Raw genomic sequence first — 23,977 nt, forward strand, 5'->3', positions numbered from 1 at the left:
GTTATGCCTTCGCGCCCGCGACGATCGGCGCAAGGATCGCCGCCAGCGCGTCGTCGAAATGCTGCGCCATTGCCGCGGCCGCACCGCCCGGACTGCCGGCGACGACCTCGCGGACGATATCCTCGTGCAAGTCCTGCACCCGCTTGAGCTCGGGGGTGGCCGACCAGCGCTCGATGCCGGCGAGCATCGAGGCTTCGATGAGCTGGCGGAACGCCTCGATCAGCAGCGGGTAGAGCGGATTGGCGGTCGCGCGGGCGAGCGTCATGTGCAGCTTGAGATCCAGGCTCGAATAACGTTCGGCATTGCCGAGATGCTCGGCCATTTCGGCCACGATCACCTGCAGCTCGGCTGCGTCCGCGTCGTTGCGGCGTTCGGCGGCGAGCGCGACCATCGCGATCTCGATGCCGCGGCGCATCTCGAGGATGTCGCGGGCCTCGGCCTGGCCGATCAAGACCGCATTCTTGATCACGCGCGAGATCATCTCGCCATCGACCGACACGATCGTCGCGCGCTTGCCGACCGCCATCTCGACAAGACCCGTGCCGGCGAGCGCCCGCATTGCCTCGCGCACCACGGGCCGGCTGACCCCCAGCATCACGCTGATCGTCGTCTCGCTCGGCAGTTTGGCGCCCGGGCGAAGCTGCTCGCTTGCGACATGATCGCGCAGATAGTCGATGACACGTTCGACCAGACCGGTCTTCGCGCCGCCGGCTTCGGCCTCGTTGCTGGTCGCCTGCACAATATGTTCTCCTGGTGCGTAATCTATCGGCAGATTCCGCCGCAGGGCAAGCGGGCCCTGCCCGGCGTTTCTTAAAAAGCCGCTTGCGTCGCTTCGGTGCAAACTGGTAGCACCTGTCTTACAGGATTGCGAACAAGATCCTGAGAGCGAATCCCGTGAGGAAGCTGAGGCATGACCACGAGTATCGGCGCGGCCGCTGACGCGGCCGGCGCCACGGCGTCTGCCGGCCGGTATCGCTGGGTGATCTGCGCGCTGCTCTTCGCCTCGACGACGCTCTGCTACATGGACCGCCAGATATTCGGGCTGCTCAAGCCGACCCTCGATCTCGAGCTCGGCTGGTCCGAGACGGTCTATGGCGACGTGATCGCCACCTTCTCGTTGATGTATGCCTGCGGCTATTTGTTCGGCGGGCGGCTGATGGACCGGATCGGCGTGCGGCGGGGCCTGTCGCTCGCGGTCGCCGGCTGGAGCATCAGCGCGGCGCTGCACGGGTTGATGACGACGGCCTTGGGCTTCAAGTTCGCGCGCGGCGCGCTGGGCCTGACCGAGGGGGGTAACTTCCCGGCCTCGATCAAGGCGGTGCGCGAATGGTTCCCGCCGCGCGAGCGCGCCTTCGCTACCGGACTTTTCAACGCGGGCAGCAATATCGGCGCGATCGTGACGCCGATCAGTCTGCCGTTCGTGGTGGCGCTGGTCGGCTGGCGCGCGGCGTTCGTGTTGGCGGGTGCGCTCGGCCTGATCTGGGTGGCGCTGTGGCTGCGCTTCTACGAGACACCCGCGCGGCGGCGGAGGCTTTCGGCCGCGGAGCTGGCCTATATCCGGTCGGGCGACGGCGACGCGCCCGAGCCGGCCAAGGTGCCGTGGCTGTCGCTCTTCGCCTATCGCGGCACCTGGGCCTATGCACTCGGCATGCTGCTCACCAGCCCGGTCTGGTGGTTCTATCTCAACTGGGTCCCCGGCTTCCTCCACCAGCGCTTCGGCGTGAACATGATGGCGTCGATAGCGCCGCTGGTGACGATCTACCTGATCGCCGACATCGGCAGCGTCGCGGGCGGCTGGATCTCGTCGCGGCTGATCCGCGGCGGCATGCCGGTGCTGCGCGCACGGATGATCGCGATGCTGTGCATGGCGGTGTGCCCGATCCCGGTGGCGCTGGTCTCGGGCGTGTCGGGCATGTGGCCCGCCGTGCTGCTGATCGCGCTGGCGGCGGCGGGGCACCAGGGGCTCTCGGCCAATCTCTACACGATCGTCTCCGACACGCTGCCGGCAGGCGCGGTGAGCTCGGTGATCGGTATCGGCGGCTTCGCCGCCGGCGTCACCGGCATGTTCGTGGCGATGGCGGTCGGACGGATCCTCGACGCCACTGGCGGAAACTACATGGTCCTGTTCATAGGCGCCGCGGCGGCATATCCGCTCGCGGTGCTCGTCATGGCGCTGATCCTGCGGCGGCCCTCGCCGCCGGCGGGGACGTCCGCGGATGGACTGCGACCGGTCTTGATGGAGCAACAATGAACGACGCTGCGCTATTCGCCCTGTTCCGGGCCGAGCTCTACACGCCGGTGGTGGGCGACATTCTCGATACGCTGGGGCTGTACCACCAGTTCCTGCCCGCGCCGATCCAGCCGATGACGACCGACATGACGCTGGTCGGCCGCGCCATGCCGGTGCTGATGATCGACGTCTATGGCCCTCAGGACCAGCCCTTCGGCAAGCTCACCGAGGCGCTCGACCAGCTTCAGCCGGGCGACATCTATCTCGCCAGCGGCGGTGAGATGCGCTGCGCCTATTGGGGCGAGATCCTGACCGCTACCGCTCGGATGCGCGGCGCGACCGGCGCGGTGATCAACGGCTATCACCGCGACACGCCCAAGGTGCTCGAGCAGGACTGGCCGGTGTTCAGCCGCGGTCGCTTCGCGCAGGATTCCGGAGTGCGCACCAAGGTCATCGACTATCGCTGCCGGATCGAGGTGGGGCCGGTGACGGTGGAGCCGGGCGACCTGGTGTTCGGCGATCTCGACGGCGTGATCGTCATTCCCAGGGCGCACGAGGCCGAGGTGGTCGAGCGCGCGTTGGAGAAGGTGCGCGGCGAGAAACTGGTGCGCAAGGAGATCGAGGCCGGCATGTCGAGCACCGATGCCTTCGCCAAATACGGGATATTGTGAGCGGCAGCCATGACGACAGCATTTAGGATCCACGCGGCGGACAATGTCGCGACCTTGCTCGGCGATGCCGAGGACAGCGTCGAGCTGCGCGGTGAGGGTGGCGGCACGCTGGCGCTTAGGGAGCCGATCGCGCTCGGCCATAAGGTCGCGCTCGTCGATATCGGCAGCGGCGCGCCGGTGGTGAAGTTCGGCATCACCATCGGCACCGCGAGCGGGCCGATCCGCGCAGGCGACTGGGTCCATCTCCACAATATTGAAAGCAGCTTCGACGAGCGCTCGGGCAGCTTCGACGTGGTGACGGGCGTGGCAAAGGACACGAGCTATGATTGAGCCGTTCGATCGCAAATGGACCGGCTATCAGCGCCCCGACGGGCGCAAGGGCATCCGCAACCTCGTACTGGTGATCTACACCGTACAGTGCGCCGCGTTCGTCGCCCATGCGATTGCGGCGGGCGAGGACGATGTCCAGGTCATCGGCTTCCCGGGCTGCTACGACAATCAATATGCGATCCGGCTGGTGCTCAGCCTTGCGCGGCATCCCAATGTCGGCGCGGTGCTCTCGGTCGGGCTCGGTTGCGAATATACCCAGCCGGCGCGGATTGCCGAGGCGGTGGCGAAGAGCGGCCGGCCGGCGGAATCCTTCTTCATCCAGGATGTAGGCGGTACCCGCTCCTCGACGGAGAAAGGCAAGGACATCGTCCGGAGCCTGCGCGACCGAATCCGGCGCGAGACGCCGCGCGTGCCCATGGGCTTCGCCGACCTGACGCTCGGCGCCGAATGCGGCGGATCGGACGGGACAAGCGGACTGGTGGGCAATCCCGCGGTCGGGCGGCTGTTCGACCGGGTGGTCGATGCCGGCGGCTCGGCGATTTGCGAGGAGATCGTCGAGATGATCGGCCTGCGCGACGTGATCCTGGCGCGCGCCGCCGACGATCGCGCGCGCGCCGAGCTGGAGACTGCCTATGCCAAGGCCGAGCGCTATTGCCGCGAGGTGCGGCAATATTCGATCTCGCCGGGCAATTTCGCCGGCGGGCTCACCACGATCGAAGAGAAGAGCATGGGCGCCTTCGCCAAGAGCGGTTCGCGTGCCATCCAGGGCGTGATCAAGGTCGGCGAGGCGCCGCCCTGGCCGGGCATGTGGGTTATGGATTCGGTGCCCGACGAGCATTTCATGCAGTTCGGCTACACCAATCCCAACGACACCGAAGGCATCATGGATCTGATCTCGGGCGGCAGCCAGATCGTGCTGTTCATCACCGGGCGCGGCAGTGTGATCGGATCGCCGGTGTCGCCCCTGATCAAGGTCACCGGCAACAGCCGCACCTACAATCGTATGAACGAGGACATGGATTTCGACGCGGGACGCGTGCTGGCGGGCGAACTGACGCTCGACGAGTGCGCGGCCGAGCTCGGCGCGATGGTCGCCGACGTAGCCGAGGGCATGCCGAGCAAGCCAGAGGCGCTCGGCCACAGGGAGTATTTCGTGATGTACAAGCACCAGGACACGCCGGATCTCGAACGGGGATGCCGCAATGTCGCTTGATGCCGCGCGGGCGTTCAACCTTGAGGGCGAGGTCGCGCTGATCACCGGCGGCGGCTCGGGCCTTGGCCTGGGCATGGCGAAGGCGCTGCATGCCGCCGGCGCCAAGGTGGTGCTGGTCGGGCGCCGCGCCGAGCTTGTGCAGGCCGCCGCCGAGGAACTGGGCGAGGGCGCCTATTGGGAAGCGGCCGACGTTACCGCGTTCGATGGCGTGCCGGCGCTGGTCGAGCGGGTGATCGCGAAGACCGGCAAGATCTCGATCCTGCTCAACAATGCCGGGATCAACTTCAAGAAGCTCGCGATCGACACCGAGGTCGCCGAATTCTCGAACATGCTCGACACGCATGTGCTCGCCGCGCACGCGCTGACCCGTGCGGTGCTGCCCGGGATGCTCGCGGCGGGGCATGGCAGCATATTGTTCACCGCCTCGATGACCTCGATGCTCGGCATGCCCGGCGTGATCGCCTATTCGGCGGCCAAGTCGGCCTATGTCGGCATGGTCCGTGCGCTCTCGGTTGAAGTGGCGGGCAAGGGGGTGCGGGTCAATGCGATCGCGCCCGGCTGGATCGAATCGCCAATGCTGCGCAAGGCGCTCGACAATGATCCGGCGCGCTCGGACCGCATCCTGCAGCGCACGCCGATGGCCCGCTTCGGCGAGGCCGAGGATATCGGCTGGGCCGCGGTCTATCTCTGCTCGCCCGCCGCCAAGTTCGTTACCGGTGTTCTGCTGCCCATCGACGGCGGCGCCTCTCAAGGATTCTGATGCAATGACTAGCGAAGCGCCGCTCGCGCCGCATCCCGATCGCCTGCTTCCCGCCGATCCCGAGACCCGTGCGATCGCGCGCGAGCTCTATTTGTCGGTCAAGGACCTGCCGATCATCAGTCCGCATGGGCATACCGACCCGTCCTGGTTTGCGGAGAACCAGCCTTTCCCAGATCCGGCGACGCTCTTCATCATCCCGGACCATTACATCTTCCGGATGCTCTACAGCCAGGGCGTGCCGCTCGAGGAACTGGGCGTTCCGCGGATCGACGGCGGCTGGACCGAGACCGATACGCGCAAGATCTGGCGGCGCTTCGCCGAGAATTTCCACCTGCTGCGCGGCACGCCGAGCCGGATGTGGCTCGACTATGCGTTCCACGAGATCCTCGGCATCACCGAGCGGCTCTCGTCGACCAATGCCGACCGGATCTACGACCAGATCGACTCGCAGCTGAAGCGACCCGAATTCCTGCCGCGCGCGCTGTTCGAGCGCTTCCGCATCGAAGCGATCGCGACGACCGAGAACCCGCTCGACGACCTGCGTCATCACAAGGCCGTCAGGGCAAGCGGCTGGTCGGGCCGGGTGATGACCGCCTTCCGGCCGGACAATGTCACCGATCCCGAGCATCCGCGCTTTCGTGAGGATTTGCCCGAGCTGGGGCGGATCACCGGGCACGACGTCGGCAGCTGGGAAGGCTATCTCGCCGCGCTGCGCGACCGGCGGCGCTATTTCATCGAGCATGGCGGGGCGACCTCGACCGACCATGGCCACCCGACCGCGCATACCGAAAATCTGTCCCAAGCCGATGCGGCGGCGCTCTTCGCGCGCGTGGCCTCGGGCCAGGGCGATCCCGTCGACGCCGAGCGCTTCCGCGGGCAGATGCTAACCGAGATGGCACGGATGAGCCTTCAGGACGGGCTGGTCATGCAGCTCCATCCCGGCGCGCTGCGCAGCCAGAATCCGTACATCAACCGGACCTTCGGCGAGGCCAAGGGCGACGACTGGCCGTCGCGTACCGACTATGTCCATGCGCTGAAGCCCTTGCTCGACGCTTTCGGCAACGAGCGAGACCTGACGATCATCCTCTTCACGCTCGACGAGAGTACCTATGCCCGCGAGATTGCGCCGCTCGCCGGCCACTACCCGGCGCTGCGCATCGGCCCCGCCTGGTGGTTCCACGACAGCCCCGAGGGGATGAAGCGCTTCCGCGAGCAGGTGACCGAGACCGGCGGCTTCTACAACACGGTCGGCTTCAACGACGACACGCGCGCCTTCTTCTCGATCCCCGCGCGGCATGATCTGAGCCGGCGCGTGGACTGCGGCTTCCTGGCTCAGCTGGTCGCCGAGCACCGGCTTGAGCGCGACGAGGCGTTCGCGGTCGCCAAGGACCTGGCCTATAATCTGGTGAAGGTGGCGTACCGGCTCTAACTTTCTTCTCCCTTGATGGGAGAAGGAGGGGCCCGGCGCCCGGAGGGCGTGAGAGGGTAAGGGTGCGCTATGCTCGCGGCGATATCGATCGCGGACAGGTCACCCCCGCCAAACCCTCCCCCGTCAAAGGGGAAGGACGTAAGACATCACCCCTCCACCGCCGCGGGCGCGCCGTTCACCCGGACATTCTCCAGCTTCACCCCCGGCACGCCGCGTGCGATCAGGTGGGTGCGCTTGGGATCGGTCAGCGTCACGTCGATGTCGCGCAGCGTGAAGTTCGAGATCGCCGTGGTCGCGTTGCCCGAGATGTTGCCGAAGCCGCGCGTGGTGCCGCGGACATCCTCGATCACGATGTCGCGGATGATCCCGCCGGGAGGGGCCGCGGGAACCTTCGTGCCATGGGTCAGCCGGGCGTTGACGATCAGGCCGAGCGCGGGATCGTCGGCGCCGAACCTCTCGGGATGGCCGAGGCCGTAGAAGACCTCGCCATTGTGCCAATGGTTTGCCGGGGTCGACGCCTCTTGCAGGCGAATGCCCTTGACGTGAAGCCGCTCATAGACCTGGCCGGGCGTGTCCGGGCGGATCTTGAAGCGGATTGTCGGCATGTCGCCGACATTGGTAATTCGCTCGACCTTGATGTCGCGCATGATCGTGCCGTTGCTGCCGAAGGTGACGCAGCCCAGCCCCTCGGTGAACACGCAGTCATGGATGTGGATGCGCTCGGTGGGCGGCGCTTCGGCATAGGCGGCGGCGCCGGCGCCTTGGGTGCCCTTCAGCGCGATGCAGTCATCGTCGACCGAGAAATGGCAGCGGCGGATCGTCACGTCCTGGCAGCTGTCGAGATCGATGCCGTCGCTGCTCGGCGCGCGGATATGGTGCGGCACCTGATAGCGGCAATCCTCCACCACCGCCCGGCGACAGCGAAACATATGGAGGTTCCAAAAGGCCGAATCCTTGAAGGTGACTCCGCTCACCAACAGGTCGTCGCAATCCTGTAGGAAGGCGAGCTGGGGGAAGTGATACTGGACCGGGCGGCCCTCGACGCTTTCCTTGGGCGCGTCGAAGAACATGCGCCAGAACGGCTCGCCATTGCCGTCGAGCGTGCCGGGACCGACGATGCGCAGGCCCTTGTTGCCGGTCGCGTTCACCAGCGCCATGCGCAGCGCCTCGGGGTACACCTCGACGAAGCGTCGCAGGACCAGCGGATAGTCTTCGAGGTTGGGCGAGCCCTTGAGCACCGCGCCCTCGCGCAGCTCCAGGCCCACGCCGTCCTTGAGCACGATCGAGCCGCTCAGGAAGGTGCCGTGCGGCACTACGACCATGCCGCCGCCGGCGTGCGCGCAGGCGTCGATGGCCCCCTGGATCGCCCTGGTGTTAATCGTGCTGCCGTCGGCGACGGCGCCGTAGCGGGTGATGACGAAGCGCCGCGCGGGCGCTGTCGCCATGCTCGGAAAGGCAGGCAGCGCGCATAGCAGCCCCGCCGCGGGCAGCCCGGCGAGCATCTCGCGTCGTGTTTGGTGCATTCCCAACCCTTTCCGTCTCCGGCTCAGCCACATTCGCGAAACATTTTGTCCCGCGATGGGCTTTGATCTTGTCTTACAGGTTCATCTGTCTTACAGGTTTGTCCACCTCAAAGGCAAGAACCGACATAGAGGGAGGATAATGATGGCATATGTTACGCGGCGCTTTGCCGCGCGCGGGGGCATGGTTTCGGCACTGGCACTGGCGACGGGCATGACGCCGGCCATGGCGCAGACCACCACTACCACGACCACCCAGGACCAGCAGCAAGCCGAAGCCCAGCAGACGCAAGAGCCTGCGTCCGACGAGATCATCGTTACGGGCTTCCGCGGCTCGCTGGAGCGATCGCTCGCGACCAAGCGCAACGAGACCGGCGTAGTCGATTCGATCTCGGCGGAGGACGTGGGCAAGTTTCCCGATTCAAACCTGGCGGAATCGATGCAGCGCCTGCCGGGCGTCGCGCTCGCCCGCGGCGACGGCGGCGAAGGCAAGACCATCTCGGTTCGCGGCCTTGGCGCGCAGTTCACCCGCGTTCGCCTCAATGGCATGCAGGGCTCGAGCTCGACCAACTCGTCGGACATTCGCTCCGGCTTCAACTCCTCGCGCTCGTTCGATTTCAGTGTGTTCGCGTCGGAGCTGTTCAGCGAGCTGACCGTGCGCAAGACCTATTCGGCGGATGTCGAGGAAGGTTCGCTCGGCGCCACGGTCGATCTCCAGACGCCGCGGCCGCTGTCGTACAAGGACGATTTCACCTTCGCGGCGAGCGCGCAGGGCACCTATGACGACCTGCGCGAACGCGTCAGCCCGCGCGTCACCGGCCTGATCTCCCAGAAGTTTCTCGACGGCACCTTCGGCATCGCCGCGTCGGTCGCCTATACGAAGCGGTACACGCGCGAAGAGGCGTGGTCCGCGGTCGAGGTGTATCGCGGCACCCAGCAGGGCGGCTTCTGCTCGCCGGTCGGCTATCCGACGCAGAACCCTGGAAACAACGCGGCGGTGGGCACGGATGGGCTGAACTGCGCGACGGGCATGCCGCGTTTGCCCAATACCACTCAGAACGTCGCCAATTACGAAACTGCGCGCAACGCGTTCATCTATCGCAGCCCGCGCTGGCTGCGTTCGGACCAGGATTATTCGCGGCTCGGCGCGACGGTCACGCTGGAGGCGGAACCCGCCGAAGGGACCAAGGTCGCGATCGACGGCCTCTATTCGCGGTATGACGTGACCCGGCGCGACTATTCCTTCGCTGCGAACTCATTCGCGCGCGGCACCGCCAATCACGGCCAGCCCATGACATCGGTCGCCGATATCGCGGTCGATTCCCTCGGCAGTATCCAATACGGCAAGTTCAACGGCGTCGATATCTCGAACGATATCGCGCTGCGGAAATACACGACCACCTTCCGCCAGATCAACATGTCCGTATCGCAGGAACTGGGCAAGCTGACGATCGACGGCTATGTCGGCCTTTCGCTCTCCACGCTTGCCAACCCGGTCTCGACGCAGATCAGCTTCTTCGCCAACGACGTCAACAATTTCTCCTATGACTTCCGCGGCGGCGGCAGCGTGCCGGTGGTCGACTGGGGCTTCGATACCACCAACGCGGCCAACTATCTGTTCGCGCCCAATGTCGCGGCAGGGGGCGTCACCATCTTCCGGAACCTGCTCAACAAGGGCGACAACCGCGAGGATACCGAGAACATCACCGCCGAGTTCAACGCCAGCTACGCGCTCTTCGACGGCTTCAAGGTCCGCGCCGGCGCTCAATATCGCGAAGGCAATTACAAGCGCTATTCGCGGACTCGCGCGGGCAATGTGACCACCGGGTCGCTTCCTCCCGGAACCGCGATGAGCTCGGTGATGACGCTGATCGACGGCTTCGGACAGTCGATGCCGGGCAATGTGGGAGGATCCTGGCTGGCGCCCGACTATGACGCGATCGACAAGCTGATCGACTTCACCAACGATACGTCGGGCCCCTATGCGCTCGCGCCGATCCCGGTACGGGACCGCCTCAACGAAGCGGTCACCGGCGCCTATGGCATGGTCGAGTTCGACACCGACGCGCTGCCGGTGCGCCTGCGCGGCAATATCGGCGTGCGTTATGTCCACACGGACCAGAGCGGACAGGGCACGGTGGCGGGCGTAACGCGCGCGCTGTCGCGCTCCTATGACGATTGGCTGCCCTCGGCGACCATCACCGCGGACCTCACCGACAAGCTGATCCTGCGCCTTGCCGCGGCGAAGGTGATGGCGCGACCGGAGCTCAACCATATCCTGCCGGCCGGCGTGAGCATCGCGCTCAACACGCGCACCATCTCGGGTCCGAATTTCTATCTCGAGCCGATCCGCGCCAAGACGGTGGACGCCTCGCTCGAATATTATTTCGGAAGGCGCGGGCTAATCGCGGTGGGCGGCTTCTACAAGGACATCGACAGCTATATCCAGTCGCTGTCGGAGACCATGACGTTCGGCCAGACCGGGCTGCCGCTTTCGCTGATCGCGGGTTCGCCCTGGGACGCGAACACCGAATTCACGGTGAGCGGCCGGCAGAACACGCCGGGCGGCCCGCTCAAGGGCATCGAGGTCAACGTCCAGACCGGCTTCGACTTCCTGCCGGGCTTTCTCAAGAACTTCGGCATGCTGGCGAACTATACCTTCGTCGACTCCAAGATCACCTACTGCCTGACGTCGAACGCGCCCTGCACGGGCACCAACACGGTCGTCCGGGACCTGGTGAACCTGTCCAAGAATACGCTGAGCGGCACGCTCTATTATGAAGACAGCAAGTTCAGCATCCGCGGCACGGCGACCTATCGCGATAAGTATCTGCTGGTGGTGCCGACCTCGCGCCTGCCTAGCGACGTCCAGGGTGCGAGCTCGACGATCTTCGTCGACATGGCTGCCTCCTATCAGGTGACGCCGCAGATCCAGATTCGCCTGGAGGCGCAGAACCTCACCAACGAGGCACTCGAATTCTATTACGATTCGGTCCGCCAGGATCCCTATTACACGTCGTTCACCGGACGGAAGTTCTCCGCCGGCGTCGCGTTCAAGTTCTAAGGAAGCGCCGAGGCGCCAAAAGGGGGAAGCCCGGCCCAACCCTCCCCGGGTCGGGCTTTCCCTGTTTAGCGCTGGACCTTGATCGTCACCTTGCCGGTCGCGGCCCATTCGGTCCCGCGCAGCAGCAGCGTGCGGAACCAGGGGTTGGCGAGATCGGGCGACGGCTCGTTGCGCCAGGTATGGCCGAGCATCGTGACATAGACACGGCCCTTGCCCCAGCGGCGTATCCAATCGATCGGCTCGCGCTCCTGAACCGCCTCGCACCAGGCATAGGTCAGGTAGGTGAGCGCGCCGCTGCGCACGACCGCTTCCGGTCCGTGCTGGCCATAGGTGAGCTGCTCGGACTGGACCGTGAAGTCGGCAGGCAAGCCGCGCGTGATTGGATGGGTGCGGTCGCGCACCGTGACGTCGAAGTCCAGGCGGCGCGGATGATTGGGATTGTTGCTAGTGCCGGCGGGAATGATCACCGGCTTGCCGCGCGCATCGAAGGTCACGCCGGGTCCGAAGCTATTGGGCCGCCACAACAACCCGACCATATCCTCATAGGCATGCCAGCCCGGGAAGGCATTGTTGGCGGCGTGGTAGCTCACAAAGCCGCCGCCATGCCGCACATAGGCCTCGAAATTGGCCCGTACCGCGCTGGGCCACTGGATGACGTCGGCGCCATGGTCGCCGCCATTGAAGTTGCTGATGACGACGGCATAGCGCGCGAATTTGGGGCGCCATGCATCCCATTCGGCGGGCGCGGCGCCGCGCGGCGGGCTGGTCGAGACGTCGACGTCGAAGCGACCGCTCTGCTCCAGGATCCGCTTGAGTACCGGCGTGGTGGCGGGCCAGTCGTGATTGTTGATTCCGTCGACGATCAGCACGCTCAGCCGTGTGGGGGCGCCGTCCGCTGGAAAAGCGAAGCCGGTGAGGGCCACGAGGGACAGTGACAGGCGGACGATCATCGCGCGGGCTCCTGGAGCGTATAGAGGATGGCGGAATGCGGCGGCACGGTCACCGTCCGTCCGGGCTTGACCACGGTTTCGCGCAGGGCCGTGCCGTCCTTCGCGTCGCGCGCGGGCCCGGTCAGCAGCATCGCATCGCGCCTGGCGGGCGCGGGCAGGGTGATGGTCGCGGGCACCAGATCCTTGTTGACGATCGCGATCCGGCGGGTTCCCCGGTGCTCGAACGCATAAGCGTTGACGAAGCGGCTGGCGCCGCTGAGCGTCGCCGGAATGAAGGTCGCGCCGGTGACCAGCTGCGCGAACCGGATGCCGTAATATTCCGGGCGGCGCGTGAAGCCGGTCGAGGGGGCTCCCACGATCGGCGAATAATGGCCATTGCCGCCGCCGTGCCAGTTGACGCCGATCCAGCCGAGCTGGGCGAAGCGCAGCATGATGTCCGCGCACCATAGCGCCGAGGCTAAGGTGTCGGAGACACCCGCCTGGCCGCCGTTCCAGCAGCTATTCCCCTCGGACAGGCGATAGGGCAGGCCCGCGGTCTTCACCGCCGCTTGCACCACCGCGAAGCGATCGGCGTGCATCGTCGTGGTGCTGGGATCAGGTTCCATCAACTGGGCGATTGTCGCTTCCGGATTCCCGGCTGGGCCCATCGCGTAATAATGGCCGGTCAGCATGACAACGTCGCGATGCTTCGGCGCTTCCGCGGCGAAGGCGGTGAGGTAATCGAGCTTGTTCGAGATGTCCGGCCCGGCGAACTTTGCGCCCGGCGCCGCGGCGGCGACCGCATCGTGAAAGTCGTTCCATTCGCGGATGAAGTCGGTGGGCGTCCACGTCGCCGGGCGATAGCGGGTGCGGAAGCTGTCGGGCTCGTTGCCGATTTGGAGCAGTATCAGGCGCGGTCCCAGGATGCGCTGGACAGCCGCGGCCTCGGCGGCGGCATTCTCCTTGCTGCCCTGGCCGAAATTGAGGCCCCAGATGCAGTTCCACCCGGTCGCGTCGAGAAAACCGCGCAGGTTGCGCAGCGCCAGCGCGGTGGTGACCGTGCCGTGCTTCACGGTCTTGGACGTATCCGGTCCGAACACCTCGAAGGGCGGGGGACCGACCGGATCCTGGTCCGAATAGCGGGTATATTCGCTCGAACCGCCGCCAATGCGGAGCACGCCCGAGGGCGAGAGCTCGCGGAAGAGCGCGATCAGAGCCTTGTTCGAGGGTGCGAAAAAGTCCGGGTTGGCGAACTGGGCGGCTTCATAGGAAAGGCCGACATAGTCCGCGGGGATGGCGGGGCCGGTCGCGCTGGCGCCAAGCGACAGCGTGGCGTCCGATGTCCGGGCAAAGGCGAAGCGCGGTAGGCCTGCCGTGGCGGTGGCGACGGCGATGCGATTGAGCAGCTGGCGACGATTCATGGGGTCTCCGAAGGGTCGGGGAATGCGGCTATTGCAGGTTGACGAAAGGCGTGACCGTCGACGAGCAGCGCCGCCCCGGTAACGTACTCGGCCATGTCGGACGCGAGGAACACAATCGGCCCGATCATGTCCTCGGGCTGGCCAAGCCGGCCGAACGGCACGCGGCCTTCCAAGTACCTGCGCTCGGCCGTGGCGAGATCCTCCTTGTTGATCTCGGTCAGGACCGTGCCGGGGAGCACCGGGTTGGAGCGGATGCCGAGCCGGCCGAGCTTCTCGGTCTTCGTGACGCAGCTCCCAGCGCCCGCATCGTCGCGGCGATAGGTGATCGCGATGTTCGCGTGTTGCGCTGCGCCGTTCGCGGCGGCGCGGTCGATACCTGTCGATGCGCTTGTCACGAGCACCGTCTTGTCTTCGGGCAGCCTCGCCATTTCCACCCTCGACTCAAGGAGCGTTTGACGCTGGCTGAGCTGCCAGTCTAATATCTCAGACTAGGCATTATAACATTTCAGATACGAAGGAAACGGGATCATGAAGCTTTGTCGTTACGGTCCGAAAGGTGCTGAGAAGCCGGGCATTATCGCCGCGGACGGATCGCTTCGCGACCTGTCGGGGGTGATCGACGACATCACCCCGGGCACGCTTTCTGGGGCGAAGCTGGCGGAGCTGCAGTTGCTCGACACTGCGCTGCTGTCCCGCGTCGAGGGCAACCCGCGCTATGGCGTGCCCTTTGCAGGCACGCGCCAGTTCATCGCGGTGGGCCTCAACTATGCCGATCACGCTGCTGAATCGAACCTGCCGATCCCCGAAGAGCCGGTGGTGTTCAACAAATGGGTGAGCTGCCTCCAGGGGCCCAACGACCCCGTCGTCATCCCGCGCGGATCGGTGAAGACCGACTGGGAGGTCGAGTTGGGCGTCGTGATCGGCACGCGCGCCAATTATGTCGAGGAAGCCGATGCGCTGCGCCATGTCGCCGGCTATTGCGTGATCAACGACGTTTCCGAGCGCGAATGGCAGGTCGAGCGCGGCGCCACCTGGGACAAGGGCAAGGGCTTTCCAACCTTCGGTCCCGTCGGGCCATGGCTGGTGACCGCGGACGAGGTCGGCGATCCGCAGAATCTCGACATGTGGCTCGAGGTCAACGGCAAGCGCATGCAGGACGGCAACTCGAGCACGATGATCTTTGGCGTCGCCAGGCTCGTCTCCTACATCAGCAGCTTCATGACGCTGGAGCCCGGCGACATCATCACCACCGGCACGCCGCCGGGCGTCGGCCTGGGGCAGAAGCCAGCGCCCTGGTATTTGAAGGCGGGCGACGTGGTGCGGCTCGGCATCGAGAAGCTGGGCGAGCAGCAACAGGAATTCATCGCCTGGTCGGGAGAATAAGCTTCGCAGATCCTCCTCCTCAAGGGGAGGATCTGCCCGGGTCAGCCCGACGCTGCCCGATCAAACACCAGGAGAGGTTGCGCATGGAAACACGGTTCGGGCGGCGATCTTTCCTCAGTGGAGCCGCGATGGGCGCGGGAGCTCTGGCGATAGGTCCCGCCGGCGCGCAGGAGCATGGGGCGCCGCAGGCCGACGCCGGACCCGCGCTGCTCGAATATCAGGAGCAGAGCCGCGCGCGACGTATGCGCTGGTGGCACGACGCCAAGTTCGGGATGTTCATCCATTGGGGCCTGTACAGCGTGATCGGGCACCAGGAATGGGTGCTCGAATCCGAGGGCATCCCGATCCCAGAATATGAGAAGCTGGCGAAGCACTTCACGCCAAGGCCCGGCGCGGCGCGCGAATGGGCTCGGCTCGCGAAGCGTGCGGGGCAGAAATACATGGTGCTCACCACCAAGCACCATGAAGGCTTCTGCCTGTGGGATACCAATCTCACCGACTATAACGCGGCGCGGCAGGGCCTGAAGCGTGACCTGGTGCGGGAGTTCGTCGAGGCGGCCCGGGCCGAGGGGCTCAAGGTCGGCCTCTATTACTCGCTGATGGACTGGCATCATCCGGACGGCGCGATCTGTGCGAGCGATCCCGCAGCGCGCGAGCGGTTCGTCGCCTATACCCACGGCCTAATCCGCGAACTGCTGACCAACTACGGCAAGATCGACATCCTCTGGTACGACGTCACCTGGCCGCTGACGCCCGAGCAATGGCGCGCGGAGGAGATGAACAAGATGGTGTTCGATCTCCAGCCCGAGATCATCGTCAACAACCGCAACGGGCTGGCGGGCGACTTCTCGACTCCCGAGCACAAGGTCGCCGCCGACCAGCGCGCCTGGGAGACGTGCGAGACGATGAATCTCGGCTGGGGCTATCAGCGCAGCGACGACGAGTGGAAGAGCGCAAAGCGTATCGTCAACGACCTGACGCTCTGCGTACAGCAGGGGGGCAACTACCTGCTCAATATCGGGCCGGATGCGGAGGGGAATGTTCCGCGCGAATCGGTCGAGGTGCTCGAGCAGGTAGGCGCGTGGCTGCGCACCAACGGCGCGTCGATCTACGGCGCCGAAGGGAAGGCGGCCGACGCGTTCGGCAACTATACCAACTTCACCCGGGCCGGTAACAAGCTCTACGTCCATGTCTATTTCTGGCCGTCCAGGACCCCGGCCGCGCAGTGGCTCGACTTCTACCAATCCGAGACGGTGGTCGCGGTGGGCGGAGTGCGATCGAAGGTGCTTACGGCGCGGGTGCTCAAGACCGGGCAGCCGGTCAAGTTCACCCAGGACGGCGTCGCGCTGCGGCTGACCGGCCTGCCCGATGCGGCGCCCGATTCCCCGACCACGGTGATCGAGATCGAATGCGACGGCCCGGCATTCGTCGACCATCACCTGATCCGGCCCGAATGGAAGCGCTACGGGGTCGGCACCGTCACCTGAGGTGACTGCAGGGAACTTGGTTGCTCCGGGTCCGAAAAGATGGGCGGGCGCGACTGTCGAAGCGCCCGCCCCAGGGGGAGCTCAGTTTTCCCTTGGCTGGGTCCAGCGCCGCGGGCTCGCGGAGGCAAGGCGCAAGGCGACGGTAACCGGGCGGCCGGCTTCGCAAGCGATCTCGCAGCTGTCTTCCCCGGCGCGGGGCGCACGCTTCAGGGTGCCGCCCGAGACGTTCGCGGATTCGATGCCGTGCCATGCCGCCAGCGTGATCGTTTGGGGGCGGAGCGAGGTGATCTGGACCTCGGCAGTGCGCGCGTCCAAGTCCCAGCGCAGCCGGTCGATGCGCGCGAAGCTGCGCGCCAGCATACCGCTGATGCTGCCGCGCCGGAGGTCCGCGGGCAGCGCGGGCAGGATCTCGATCAGGCCGGGCCGCGAATAGCAGAGCATTTCCATCAGGACGGTGGGCAGGCCGCCCTGCGCGTCCGGCTGCGGGCCGCCATAGGGATTGTGCGAGCTGCGCATCGTCTGGTTGAAATAGCCCTGATTGAGCAGCTGTTTGATCTCCCAGTCGACCAGATACGGGTCCTTGAGCCGTGCCGCGGCCAGTGCGCGGTGGCACAGGCCGTGCGCCGAACTATTGGCGGGGCCGCGCTTCCGGTCGGCGAGCAGCGCAGCACGGGCGAGATCGGGCGACCGGGTCGGTTGGATCTCGTCCGAAGGCCAGGCGCCATAGAGATGCGAGACGTGGCGCTGGTCGTAATTCTCGTCCAGCCCTGGCCAGCCCCATTCCTTGAGCGTGCCGTCATCGGTGGTGCGATAGGGCGGCATCTTGGACAGGATCGCCTTCCATTTGGGGATCTGGTCGCTATCGCTCCCCAGTATCTCGCACGCCTCGATCAGATGGGTCAGCACCTCGCGGCAGACCATCACGTCCATCGCCGAATTGATCACAAACGGTACCGGCGGCGCCATGTGGAAAGCGTCGTACGGGGTCAGCGGCCAGGCGTCGGTCGGCAGGGGCTGTGCGTTGAGCGGCCAGTTCTCCGGCGAGAAGCTCGGCACGAATACATAGTTGCCGCGTTCGTCCTCGACCGAGAGGAAGTCCTCGTAGAACAACGCCAGCTCCTTGAGCCCGGGTACGACGCGGTCGCGCAGGAACCGGGTGTCGCCGGTGGTGAGATAATAGTCCCAAAACGGGCTGTAGAGCCAGCCGCCCGCCGAGATCCAATAGGGGTGCGGCCAGATGCCGGCGCCCTCGGTCGTCGCATAATGATAGCTGACGCCGAACTCCTTGTTGGGCATCAGCGGATAGACCGCACCGCGCGCGCCGAAGATATTCTTCGCGTTGTTGCGGCAGTCAGGGAGGATACCCTCGATCCAGTTGAAATAGGGCTGCATCACCTCCGGCAGGTCGCCCATAGCGCCGGGCGCCATCTGGAGGTTGATGTTGATGTTGACCTCGCCGCCTATCGGCTGGACCGGGAATTCGCCCGACGAGAGCAGCATCCAGTAGCGTCCCATGTCGAATAGCCGCTCGAGCATGGCGGGCGCGTAATCGGGGCGGGTGCGCTGGTCGTCGAGCAGTTCCTCGCCCGAAAGCGCGCGCTGGCTGGTGCCGCCGAGATCGAGCGTGACGCGGTTCATGATCTCGGACTGGATCGGGCGGTGGCGCGCGAGCAGCGTGTCATAGTCACCGTCGAGTCCGGCCATGCCTGCGACGAGCCCGTCGACCAAGTCCCTGGCGAAATCCTTGAACCACTGGATGCGCGTCAGCAGCACGATCGAGCTGGCATTATCGATGACGAGCCTGTTGCCGTCGCGCCGCGCGGTGCCGCCCTTGCGGATCACGCGGACCACGCCGGCATAGCCGTTGCCATTGATCGAAGGATCGAAGCGGCCGGTGAGGATCAGATGCTCGGCATCGCCTTCCTGCTGGAAGGTGACCGGGCCATCGTGCCGGCCGACCGGGGGCTTTTCGAGGCTGATCGTCGCACTCACCGGCTTGCCGCCGGGGCCGCGGATTTCCTGCACCGCGACATTATCCGGTCGCGACACGAAGCTGCGGCGCACCCAATCGCCGCGATTGTCGTGCCACATCACGCGGATCTCGCCGCTCTCGAAATCGACCGTCCGCAGATAGTCGTTGACGGCGGGCGCCTCCGGTATCTCGATCTTCATGCTGAAGGCCGGGATCGTCGGGTGCGCCTTGGTGTTGACCGGAAGGCCTGCCGCGGTGAGCGCCTCGAAGGCGTGGTTCACGCCCTCGCGATATTTGCCGGCCAGCAGCAGCTTGCGGATACCGGGCAGTTCGGCTGCGACATCCGGCGCCTCGAACGGACGCCGCCATGGCAGCATCAGTCGCTCGTGGCGGAACTGGAGTTGCTCGGCATAGGGCGCGCCGGTCAGTTCAAGATACATCGGGCCGTTGCCGGAGAGCAGGGTATCGCGGAAGCCGGCGGCGGGGGCGATGCTGCACACGCCCCGGCGCGGCACGGCATTGCGGCGCAGGCGCTCGCGGCGCGACATGGCGGTGACCTTGGGACCGGTTCCCTTGGAGGGCAGCGGCAGCGGCGGCTTGGGCAGCAGCTCGCGCTCGAGCCCGGCGGGAAGCGGGCGGGCCGTGATGTTCGGCTGTGGTGGCGTCGGAGGAATCGGCGGCGCGCTGGCGGACCCGGTCTGGGCCTCGGCACTGTTCGCTAGCGGGGTGACACCGGCGAACGCTGCGATGGCAGCACCGTTCTTTAGCAGGTCACGCCGCTTCATGCTCCATCCCCTCTCTATTTTACTAGACGGTACTTATCAGATAGGGGGATGGTCAATATCAATTATTGTATCAGATATATCAATGGTCACGCGTTATGAATGCCATAGCTGTTGCTCGCGCCCGACTGGGCCGGGAGTGGGGCGACGAGACGGGTGGTGAGCGAGGGCAGCTGCAGCACCGCTTCCTCGCCGGCGCGGAGCGAAAGCGCGATCCGGCGATCGCCCAGCCGCCGCATCGTGCCGGCGCCCCTGTGGGCCGGCGTCTCGCCGGCCCAGTCGCATTCGATCACGCAGGGTTCGCCGGCGAGGCTCTTCACCCGCACCCAGGCCGTGCGTCCATCGACGCGGCGCGCACTTACCAGAAAGGCCCCTTCAGCGCGGAAGTCGTCGAACACCAGCTCCGGCCAGGCGGCGGGTATCGCGGGGAAGACGCGGATCGCGCCGCCCCAGCTCTGCAGCACCATGTCGTGGATCGATTGCGCGGCGGAGAGCGGCGTCTCGATATTCTGGCCGCTCTCGGCATACATGGTGTTGGCGAAGCTCTTGCCGATGCCGCTCTTTCCCGCGACCAGTGCCTTGAGGCTATCGAGCGCCGCGTCGCCCTTGCCGAAGGCAGCGTAGAAGGACGCGGCTGCGGAAAGCGACCAGCCCGATCCTTGACCCGCGGCCACGGCGGTATCCAGCCAGTACGCCATCGACTTTTCGAGCAGCGGCAGCTTGGTCGGCGTGTCGCGGTTCTCGAGATAGAGCGGATAGATCATCATCAAGTGCGAGTAATGGCGGTGCGGTTTCATCGCCATGTCGGCGCCGACGCGGTAGCCATGCTCGTCGATCGGATAGGGCGTGAGGCGCGCGGCGATGTCGCGCCATCTGGCCAGCATCGGATGCGTCGTGCCGAGCCTGTGGTGCCCCTCGATCAGCGCGCCGACACCCCAGCGGAGCAGCGCGAGATCATAGTTGCAGTCGCTGGTGCTGCCGATCTCGGGCGAATAGGTCACGCCCAAATGCATCCGACCGTCGGGCTTCTCGGTCAGGATCGGATCATAGAGCGCGACCGCCTCGGCGAGCAGCGGCAGCAGCCGTTCGCGCAGCATCCGCCGGTCCATCGTGTAGCGATATTGCAGCCAGTAGAGCTGGCAGATCCAGAGCAGGTTGCCCCATTCCTTCTCGTAGCGCCGGTCGACCTCGATCGGCGATTCCAGGTCCTGCTGGGTGACATGGCCGATCGCGGCGGCGCCGGGCGCGACAGTGGCGGCGGTGCGGCGCAGCGCGTCGCGATGCGTATCGAGCGCATGGAACAGCCCCTGGGCCAGCGCCAGCCGGTTGCTCGGCTGGAGTGCGTAATAGCTGATCTGGACGTTGAGGTTCCAGGTCAGATAGGGCCAGTTGCTCGGCTGGAGCCAGGGGCCGTGCGTGTCGATCACGCCGCCATCGGGCCGCGCGACGCAGCCATATTTGTAGATCTGGATCCAGTAGAAGCTCTCCAGCCGCGTGTCGGGGAGCGACAGGAAGCTGGCGCGGTAGTGCACATCCCACCAGCGGCGATGCGCGCGACCGGCCTGTTCCCGATCACCGGCAAGCGCGGCGCGAACCTGGCGCGTCGCGGTCTCCAGCGAACCGGTATCCGGGAACGACATGGCGTTGCTGAGGATCAGCGTGCGCCGGTTCGGTGCCTCCATCTGCTCCACCCAGGCGGTGGTGTAGCCGCCGCCCACCAGCAGCGGCTGGAACCAGCGGTTGACGCTGTCGGCATCGCGCCGCTCACCAGGCGGATTGTCGATCCAGATGCGCGCGGGTTGACCATAGTCGCGCTCATATTTGGCGGCATCTGCCGCGGTGCGGATCGGCGGACGGGTCGAGACCGCGGGTGTGGGGTGCCAGGTCCAGCCGCAGCCAGCCTCGTCACCCGAGGTCTCGACCTCGATCGCCATGTGCGGCTGCTCGGCATGGACGAAGGCGCGCAAGCGGATCGTGCCGCGATCGGTGGTCACTTCGCCGGTGAGCTCGGCACAGTGGAGGTTGAGCCGCAGCTTCGCGCCGGTGATGCGGCCGACGGGCCGGAGCAGGAAATCGCCGACATGGTAGCGCGCGCGCGAATAGGCGTGCCAGCCCCAGCTGAAATCGCGCCGGTCATAGACGTCGACATTGTCGACCGCGAAGCGGAGCGCAGCGCCTTCCTTGGCTTCGGTCATCGAAAGGGCCAGCCGTCCATTGCCCAGAAAGGGGGCCTCGCCCCATGTCCGCGGCAGCCGGTCCCAGATCAGGTCGTGGCGGGCAAGGAAGACGGCCCAGTCGACACGATCTTCGATCAGCGTCGTTTCCGCGGCGGCGGGCACCCCAAACAGGGGGATCGAAGCGCCGGCTGCCAGCATGGTGCGGCGATCCAACGGCCCGCCAAGCCCAGGTGTGCGGGTTTCGTCACGGTCCATGCCCAGTTCCTAGTTTGGAAGGATATCTGACAAATTTCGGACGCGCGTACCGAACCAGGATGCAAAGGATCGAGTGTTCAGTCGGCGTCGTTGCTGTCGTACCAGCCCAGTTTCGCCGAGATGGTTTTCGCGGCCTCGGCGAGCATCGTGCGTGTCGCGTCCATCGCGACGGGCTGGGAACCATCGATGCGTTCGAGAAACGGAATGGTGAGGGTCGCGGCCAGCCGTCCGTCGAAGCCGAAGATCGGGTAGCTGATATCGATGACGCCGTGCGTCATCGGGCTGGTGCGTTGCTCGAAGCCCCGCACGCGGATCGCGGCGAGGACCGTCCCGGCCGCCTCGACCATCTCTTGCGTCTCTTCGCTTCGCGAGCTCAGCAACGCATGAAGGCGCTCCGAATCGGTGAAGGCGAGGAGGACGTTTCCCGAGCAGCTTCGGAACAGATCTATCTGGGCGCCCAGACGGACGCTGAAACCGGTGGGGCCGGGATTTTCCTGCCGGAGCACCACCAGCCCGCGGCCCTCCGCCGGTACGACGAGATGGCAGGATTGCAGCACCGCATGCGCTAGGTCGTACATCACCGGGGCGGCGATATGGGTGAGGTCCTGCACCGGCGTCGCACGATAGGCGAGGTCGAGCACGCGATAGGTGACGCGGTACCGATCGGATTCGGCCATCTTACGCAGATAGCCGCGCCGCTCCATCACGACGACGAGCCGGAACAGCTCGTTCATCGAGCGGTCGAGGCCTGAGGCGATCTCGGTCAGCGTCAGGCCGTCGGGATGGTCGGCGAGCAGTTCGAGGACGTCGAAGCCCTTCTCGAGCGCCGGCGCCGAATAGGTGTTCTTGAGCGGCTTCGGCTCGCGTTCGCCCTTCATCGCTTTCCCGTCATGTGGAACACTAGATACATCAGCTATCTCGCGAGGGCGTCGCTGCCAAGGCGCGCTCAATGCAGCGGCGAGGCGGCAATGCCGAGCGCTGCTTCCATCCGCGCGGTGCGAATGCATCGCATGGCATAGACGGCGACGGCGACGAAGCAGGCGAACGGCAGGATGATCGCGACCTGGATCGTGCCCGCCATCTGCGAGACCAGCCCCATCAGCGGCGGGAAGACCGCGCCGCCGATGATCGCCATGATGATCAGCGGCGCGCCCAGCATCGCCTTGTCTCCCAGGTCCTTGACGCCCAGCGAGAAGATCGTCGGAAACATGATCGACATGAAGAAGCTGGTGAGCGCGAGCGCGCCGACCGCGACCCAGCCATGGGTCAGCGCCGCGGTGGCGGTGAGCCCGATATTGGCGAGCGCGAAGACGAACAACAGCCGCGTAGCCGGGATCTTGTGCATCAGCAGCGTGCCGATGAACCGACCGGACATGAACAGGATCAAGCTGACCGAGAGCAGATAGGCGGCCGTCTTCTCGGGTGTGGCCGGAACCAGCTCCTTCACGAAATCGACGAAGAAGCTCCAGATGCCCACCTGCGCGCCGACATAGAAGAATTGGGCGATCACCGCGCCGGCCAGGCATGGAGTGCGCAGTACCTGCCACAGCGACGTGCGTTGCCGCGGTCCTTCCGTGGCGCTTTCGCCTGCGCGCACATCGGGCAGCCGCACCACCGCCACGGCTATGGCGACGAGGATGACCACGCCTGCGAGCACCAGATAAGGGAGCTGCACCATCCGCGCTTCGGCGAGGCGATAGGCTTCGAGCTGGGTGGGCGCCATCGCGCCCAGTTGGGCCTTGCTGTGCTCGATGCCGGAAAAGATGAAGTGGCCGCCGATGATCGGCGCCATGAAGCCGCCGAAGCCGTTGAAGGCCTGGGCGAAATTCAGTCGCTGCGAGGCGCGGCTGGGGTCGCCGAACGCGACGATATAGGGGTTGGCGGCGGTCTCGAGGAACGCCGCCCCGGAGGCGATGACAAACAGCGCCGAGAGGAAGACCGCATAGTGGCGGAGCTCGGCGGCGGGATAGAAGAGCAGGGCGCCCATCGCATAGAGGCCCAGTCCCGCAAGGATGCCCGCGCGGTAGCCGAAGCGGCGCATCAGCAGGCCCGCCGGTAGCGCCATGGTGAAGTAGCCGAGATAGAAGACGAACTGGATGAAGCCCGCCTGGGCGCGATCGAGGTCCAGCGCCTTCTGGAACTGGCGGATCAGGATGTCGTTGAAATTGTTGGCGATCGCCCAGAGGAAGAACAGGCTTGTCACCAGCACGAAGCCGGCGACATAGCCGCGCGTGATAAACGCTCCGCCCGCGGGCGTGTCGGCGACGCCGATATCGGCGATCGGACTGGTGACTGCCATCGTTTTCCTCTCCTCGCCCCGTCCGTCTTCGGATCTGCGGGCATGTCGCGCGGGG

General features: G+C 65.9%; 18 protein-coding genes. 9 read left to right on the forward strand and 9 right to left on the reverse strand.

Features of this window, described 5'->3' with window-relative positions:
* Position 1: 1 nt before the first annotated feature.
* Positions 2-739: a FadR/GntR family transcriptional regulator gene (locus IAG41_RS21910; RefSeq protein WP_187730823.1), complete on the reverse strand. Its 738-nt coding sequence runs from the start codon at positions 737-739 to the stop codon at positions 2-4.
* Positions 740-910: 171 nt separating this feature from the next.
* Between IAG41_RS21910 and IAG41_RS21915 the strand changes: the two genes are divergently transcribed.
* Genes IAG41_RS21915 through uxaC form a run of 6 tightly spaced genes read left to right on the forward strand, consistent with a single transcriptional unit; the run spans position 911 to position 6,633 of the window.
* Complete coding sequence (locus IAG41_RS21915; protein ID WP_187730824.1) at positions 911-2,251, forward strand: MFS transporter; 1,341 nt, start codon at positions 911-913, stop codon at positions 2,249-2,251.
* Positions 2,248-2,901, forward strand: a complete 654-nt coding sequence (locus IAG41_RS21920) for an RraA family protein (RefSeq protein ID WP_187730825.1) — start codon at positions 2,248-2,250, stop codon at positions 2,899-2,901. The genes IAG41_RS21915 and IAG41_RS21920 overlap by 4 nt, the downstream gene beginning before the upstream one ends.
* Positions 2,902-2,910: 9 nt before the next feature.
* Positions 2,911-3,231: a UxaA family hydrolase gene (locus IAG41_RS21925; protein ID WP_187730826.1), complete on the forward strand. Its 321-nt coding sequence runs from the start codon at positions 2,911-2,913 to the stop codon at positions 3,229-3,231.
* Positions 3,224-4,444 (forward strand): UxaA family hydrolase, encoded by a 1,221-nt coding sequence (locus IAG41_RS21930; RefSeq protein ID WP_187730827.1) that lies wholly within the window; start codon positions 3,224-3,226, stop codon positions 4,442-4,444. Before IAG41_RS21925 ends, IAG41_RS21930 begins: the two co-directional genes overlap by 8 nt.
* Complete coding sequence (locus IAG41_RS21935) at positions 4,434-5,204, forward strand: SDR family NAD(P)-dependent oxidoreductase (protein ID WP_187730828.1); 771 nt, start codon at positions 4,434-4,436, stop codon at positions 5,202-5,204. Before IAG41_RS21930 ends, IAG41_RS21935 begins: the two co-directional genes overlap by 11 nt.
* A gap of 4 nt (positions 5,205-5,208) precedes the next feature.
* Positions 5,209-6,633: a glucuronate isomerase gene (uxaC, locus tag IAG41_RS21940; RefSeq protein WP_187730829.1), complete on the forward strand. Its 1,425-nt coding sequence runs from the start codon at positions 5,209-5,211 to the stop codon at positions 6,631-6,633.
* Between the two features lie 146 nt (positions 6,634-6,779).
* On the opposite strand, the gene IAG41_RS21945 is transcribed toward uxaC, so the two are convergent.
* On the reverse strand, positions 6,780-8,156 hold the full coding sequence (locus tag IAG41_RS21945) for a glycoside hydrolase family 28 protein (RefSeq protein ID WP_187730830.1): 1,377 nt from the start codon (positions 8,154-8,156) through the stop codon (positions 6,780-6,782).
* Positions 8,157-8,295: 139 nt separating this feature from the next.
* On the opposite strand from IAG41_RS21945, the gene IAG41_RS21950 reads away from it, so the two are divergent.
* A complete protein-coding gene (locus IAG41_RS21950; RefSeq protein WP_187730831.1) occupies positions 8,296-11,217 on the forward strand; it encodes a TonB-dependent receptor in 2,922 nt (973 codons plus the stop codon).
* Positions 11,218-11,282: 65 nt separating this feature from the next.
* Here IAG41_RS21950 and IAG41_RS21955 read toward each other — a convergent pair whose 3' ends face one another.
* The 3 genes from IAG41_RS21955 to IAG41_RS21965 are packed head-to-tail and all read right to left on the reverse strand — an operon-like array spanning position 11,283 to position 13,995.
* The gene (locus tag IAG41_RS21955; RefSeq protein ID WP_187730832.1) at positions 11,283-12,167 is read right to left on the reverse strand and encodes a ThuA domain-containing protein; all 885 of its coding nucleotides are present in this window, start codon (positions 12,165-12,167) and stop codon (positions 11,283-11,285) included.
* On the reverse strand, positions 12,164-13,567 hold the full coding sequence (locus tag IAG41_RS21960) for a hypothetical protein (protein ID WP_187730833.1): 1,404 nt from the start codon (positions 13,565-13,567) through the stop codon (positions 12,164-12,166). Before IAG41_RS21960 ends, IAG41_RS21955 begins: the two co-directional genes overlap by 4 nt.
* Positions 13,564-13,995, reverse strand: coding sequence for an SDR family oxidoreductase (locus IAG41_RS21965; protein ID WP_187730834.1), 432 nt, complete (start codon positions 13,993-13,995; stop codon positions 13,564-13,566). The genes IAG41_RS21960 and IAG41_RS21965 overlap by 4 nt, the downstream gene beginning before the upstream one ends.
* A gap of 100 nt (positions 13,996-14,095) precedes the next feature.
* On the opposite strand from IAG41_RS21965, the gene IAG41_RS21970 reads away from it, so the two are divergent.
* Positions 14,096-14,950 (forward strand): fumarylacetoacetate hydrolase family protein, encoded by an 855-nt coding sequence (locus IAG41_RS21970; protein ID WP_187730835.1) that lies wholly within the window; start codon positions 14,096-14,098, stop codon positions 14,948-14,950.
* 83 nt (positions 14,951-15,033) lie between these two features.
* Positions 15,034-16,437 carry an alpha-L-fucosidase gene (locus IAG41_RS21975; RefSeq protein WP_222950828.1) on the forward strand — a complete coding sequence of 468 codons (1,404 nt, stop codon included), beginning with the start codon at positions 15,034-15,036 and terminating at the stop codon, positions 16,435-16,437.
* A gap of 81 nt (positions 16,438-16,518) precedes the next feature.
* Here the strand turns inward: IAG41_RS21975 and IAG41_RS21980 are convergent, their stop codons facing one another.
* The 4 genes from IAG41_RS21980 to fucP all read right to left on the reverse strand — a co-directional run bounded on the left by IAG41_RS21980 (position 16,519) and on the right by fucP (position 23,922).
* Entirely contained in the window at positions 16,519-19,194 is a 2,676-nt protein-coding gene (locus IAG41_RS21980) for a glycosyl hydrolase family 95 catalytic domain-containing protein (RefSeq protein WP_187730836.1), read from the reverse strand.
* 86 nt (positions 19,195-19,280) lie between these two features.
* Positions 19,281-21,623, reverse strand: a complete 2,343-nt coding sequence (locus IAG41_RS21985) for a glycosyl hydrolase family 95 catalytic domain-containing protein (RefSeq protein WP_187730837.1) — start codon at positions 21,621-21,623, stop codon at positions 19,281-19,283.
* 77 nt (positions 21,624-21,700) lie between these two features.
* Complete coding sequence (locus IAG41_RS21990) at positions 21,701-22,501, reverse strand: IclR family transcriptional regulator (protein ID WP_187730838.1); 801 nt, start codon at positions 22,499-22,501, stop codon at positions 21,701-21,703.
* A 68-nt stretch (positions 22,502-22,569) separates the two neighbouring features.
* Entirely contained in the window at positions 22,570-23,922 is a 1,353-nt protein-coding gene (fucP, locus tag IAG41_RS21995) for an L-fucose:H+ symporter permease (RefSeq protein WP_187730839.1), read from the reverse strand.
* Between the last annotated feature and the right edge of the window lie 55 nt (positions 23,923-23,977).

The organism is Sphingomonas sp. JC676, assembly GCF_014489075.1.
Lineage (GTDB): Bacteria > Pseudomonadota > Alphaproteobacteria > Sphingomonadales > Sphingomonadaceae > Sphingomonas.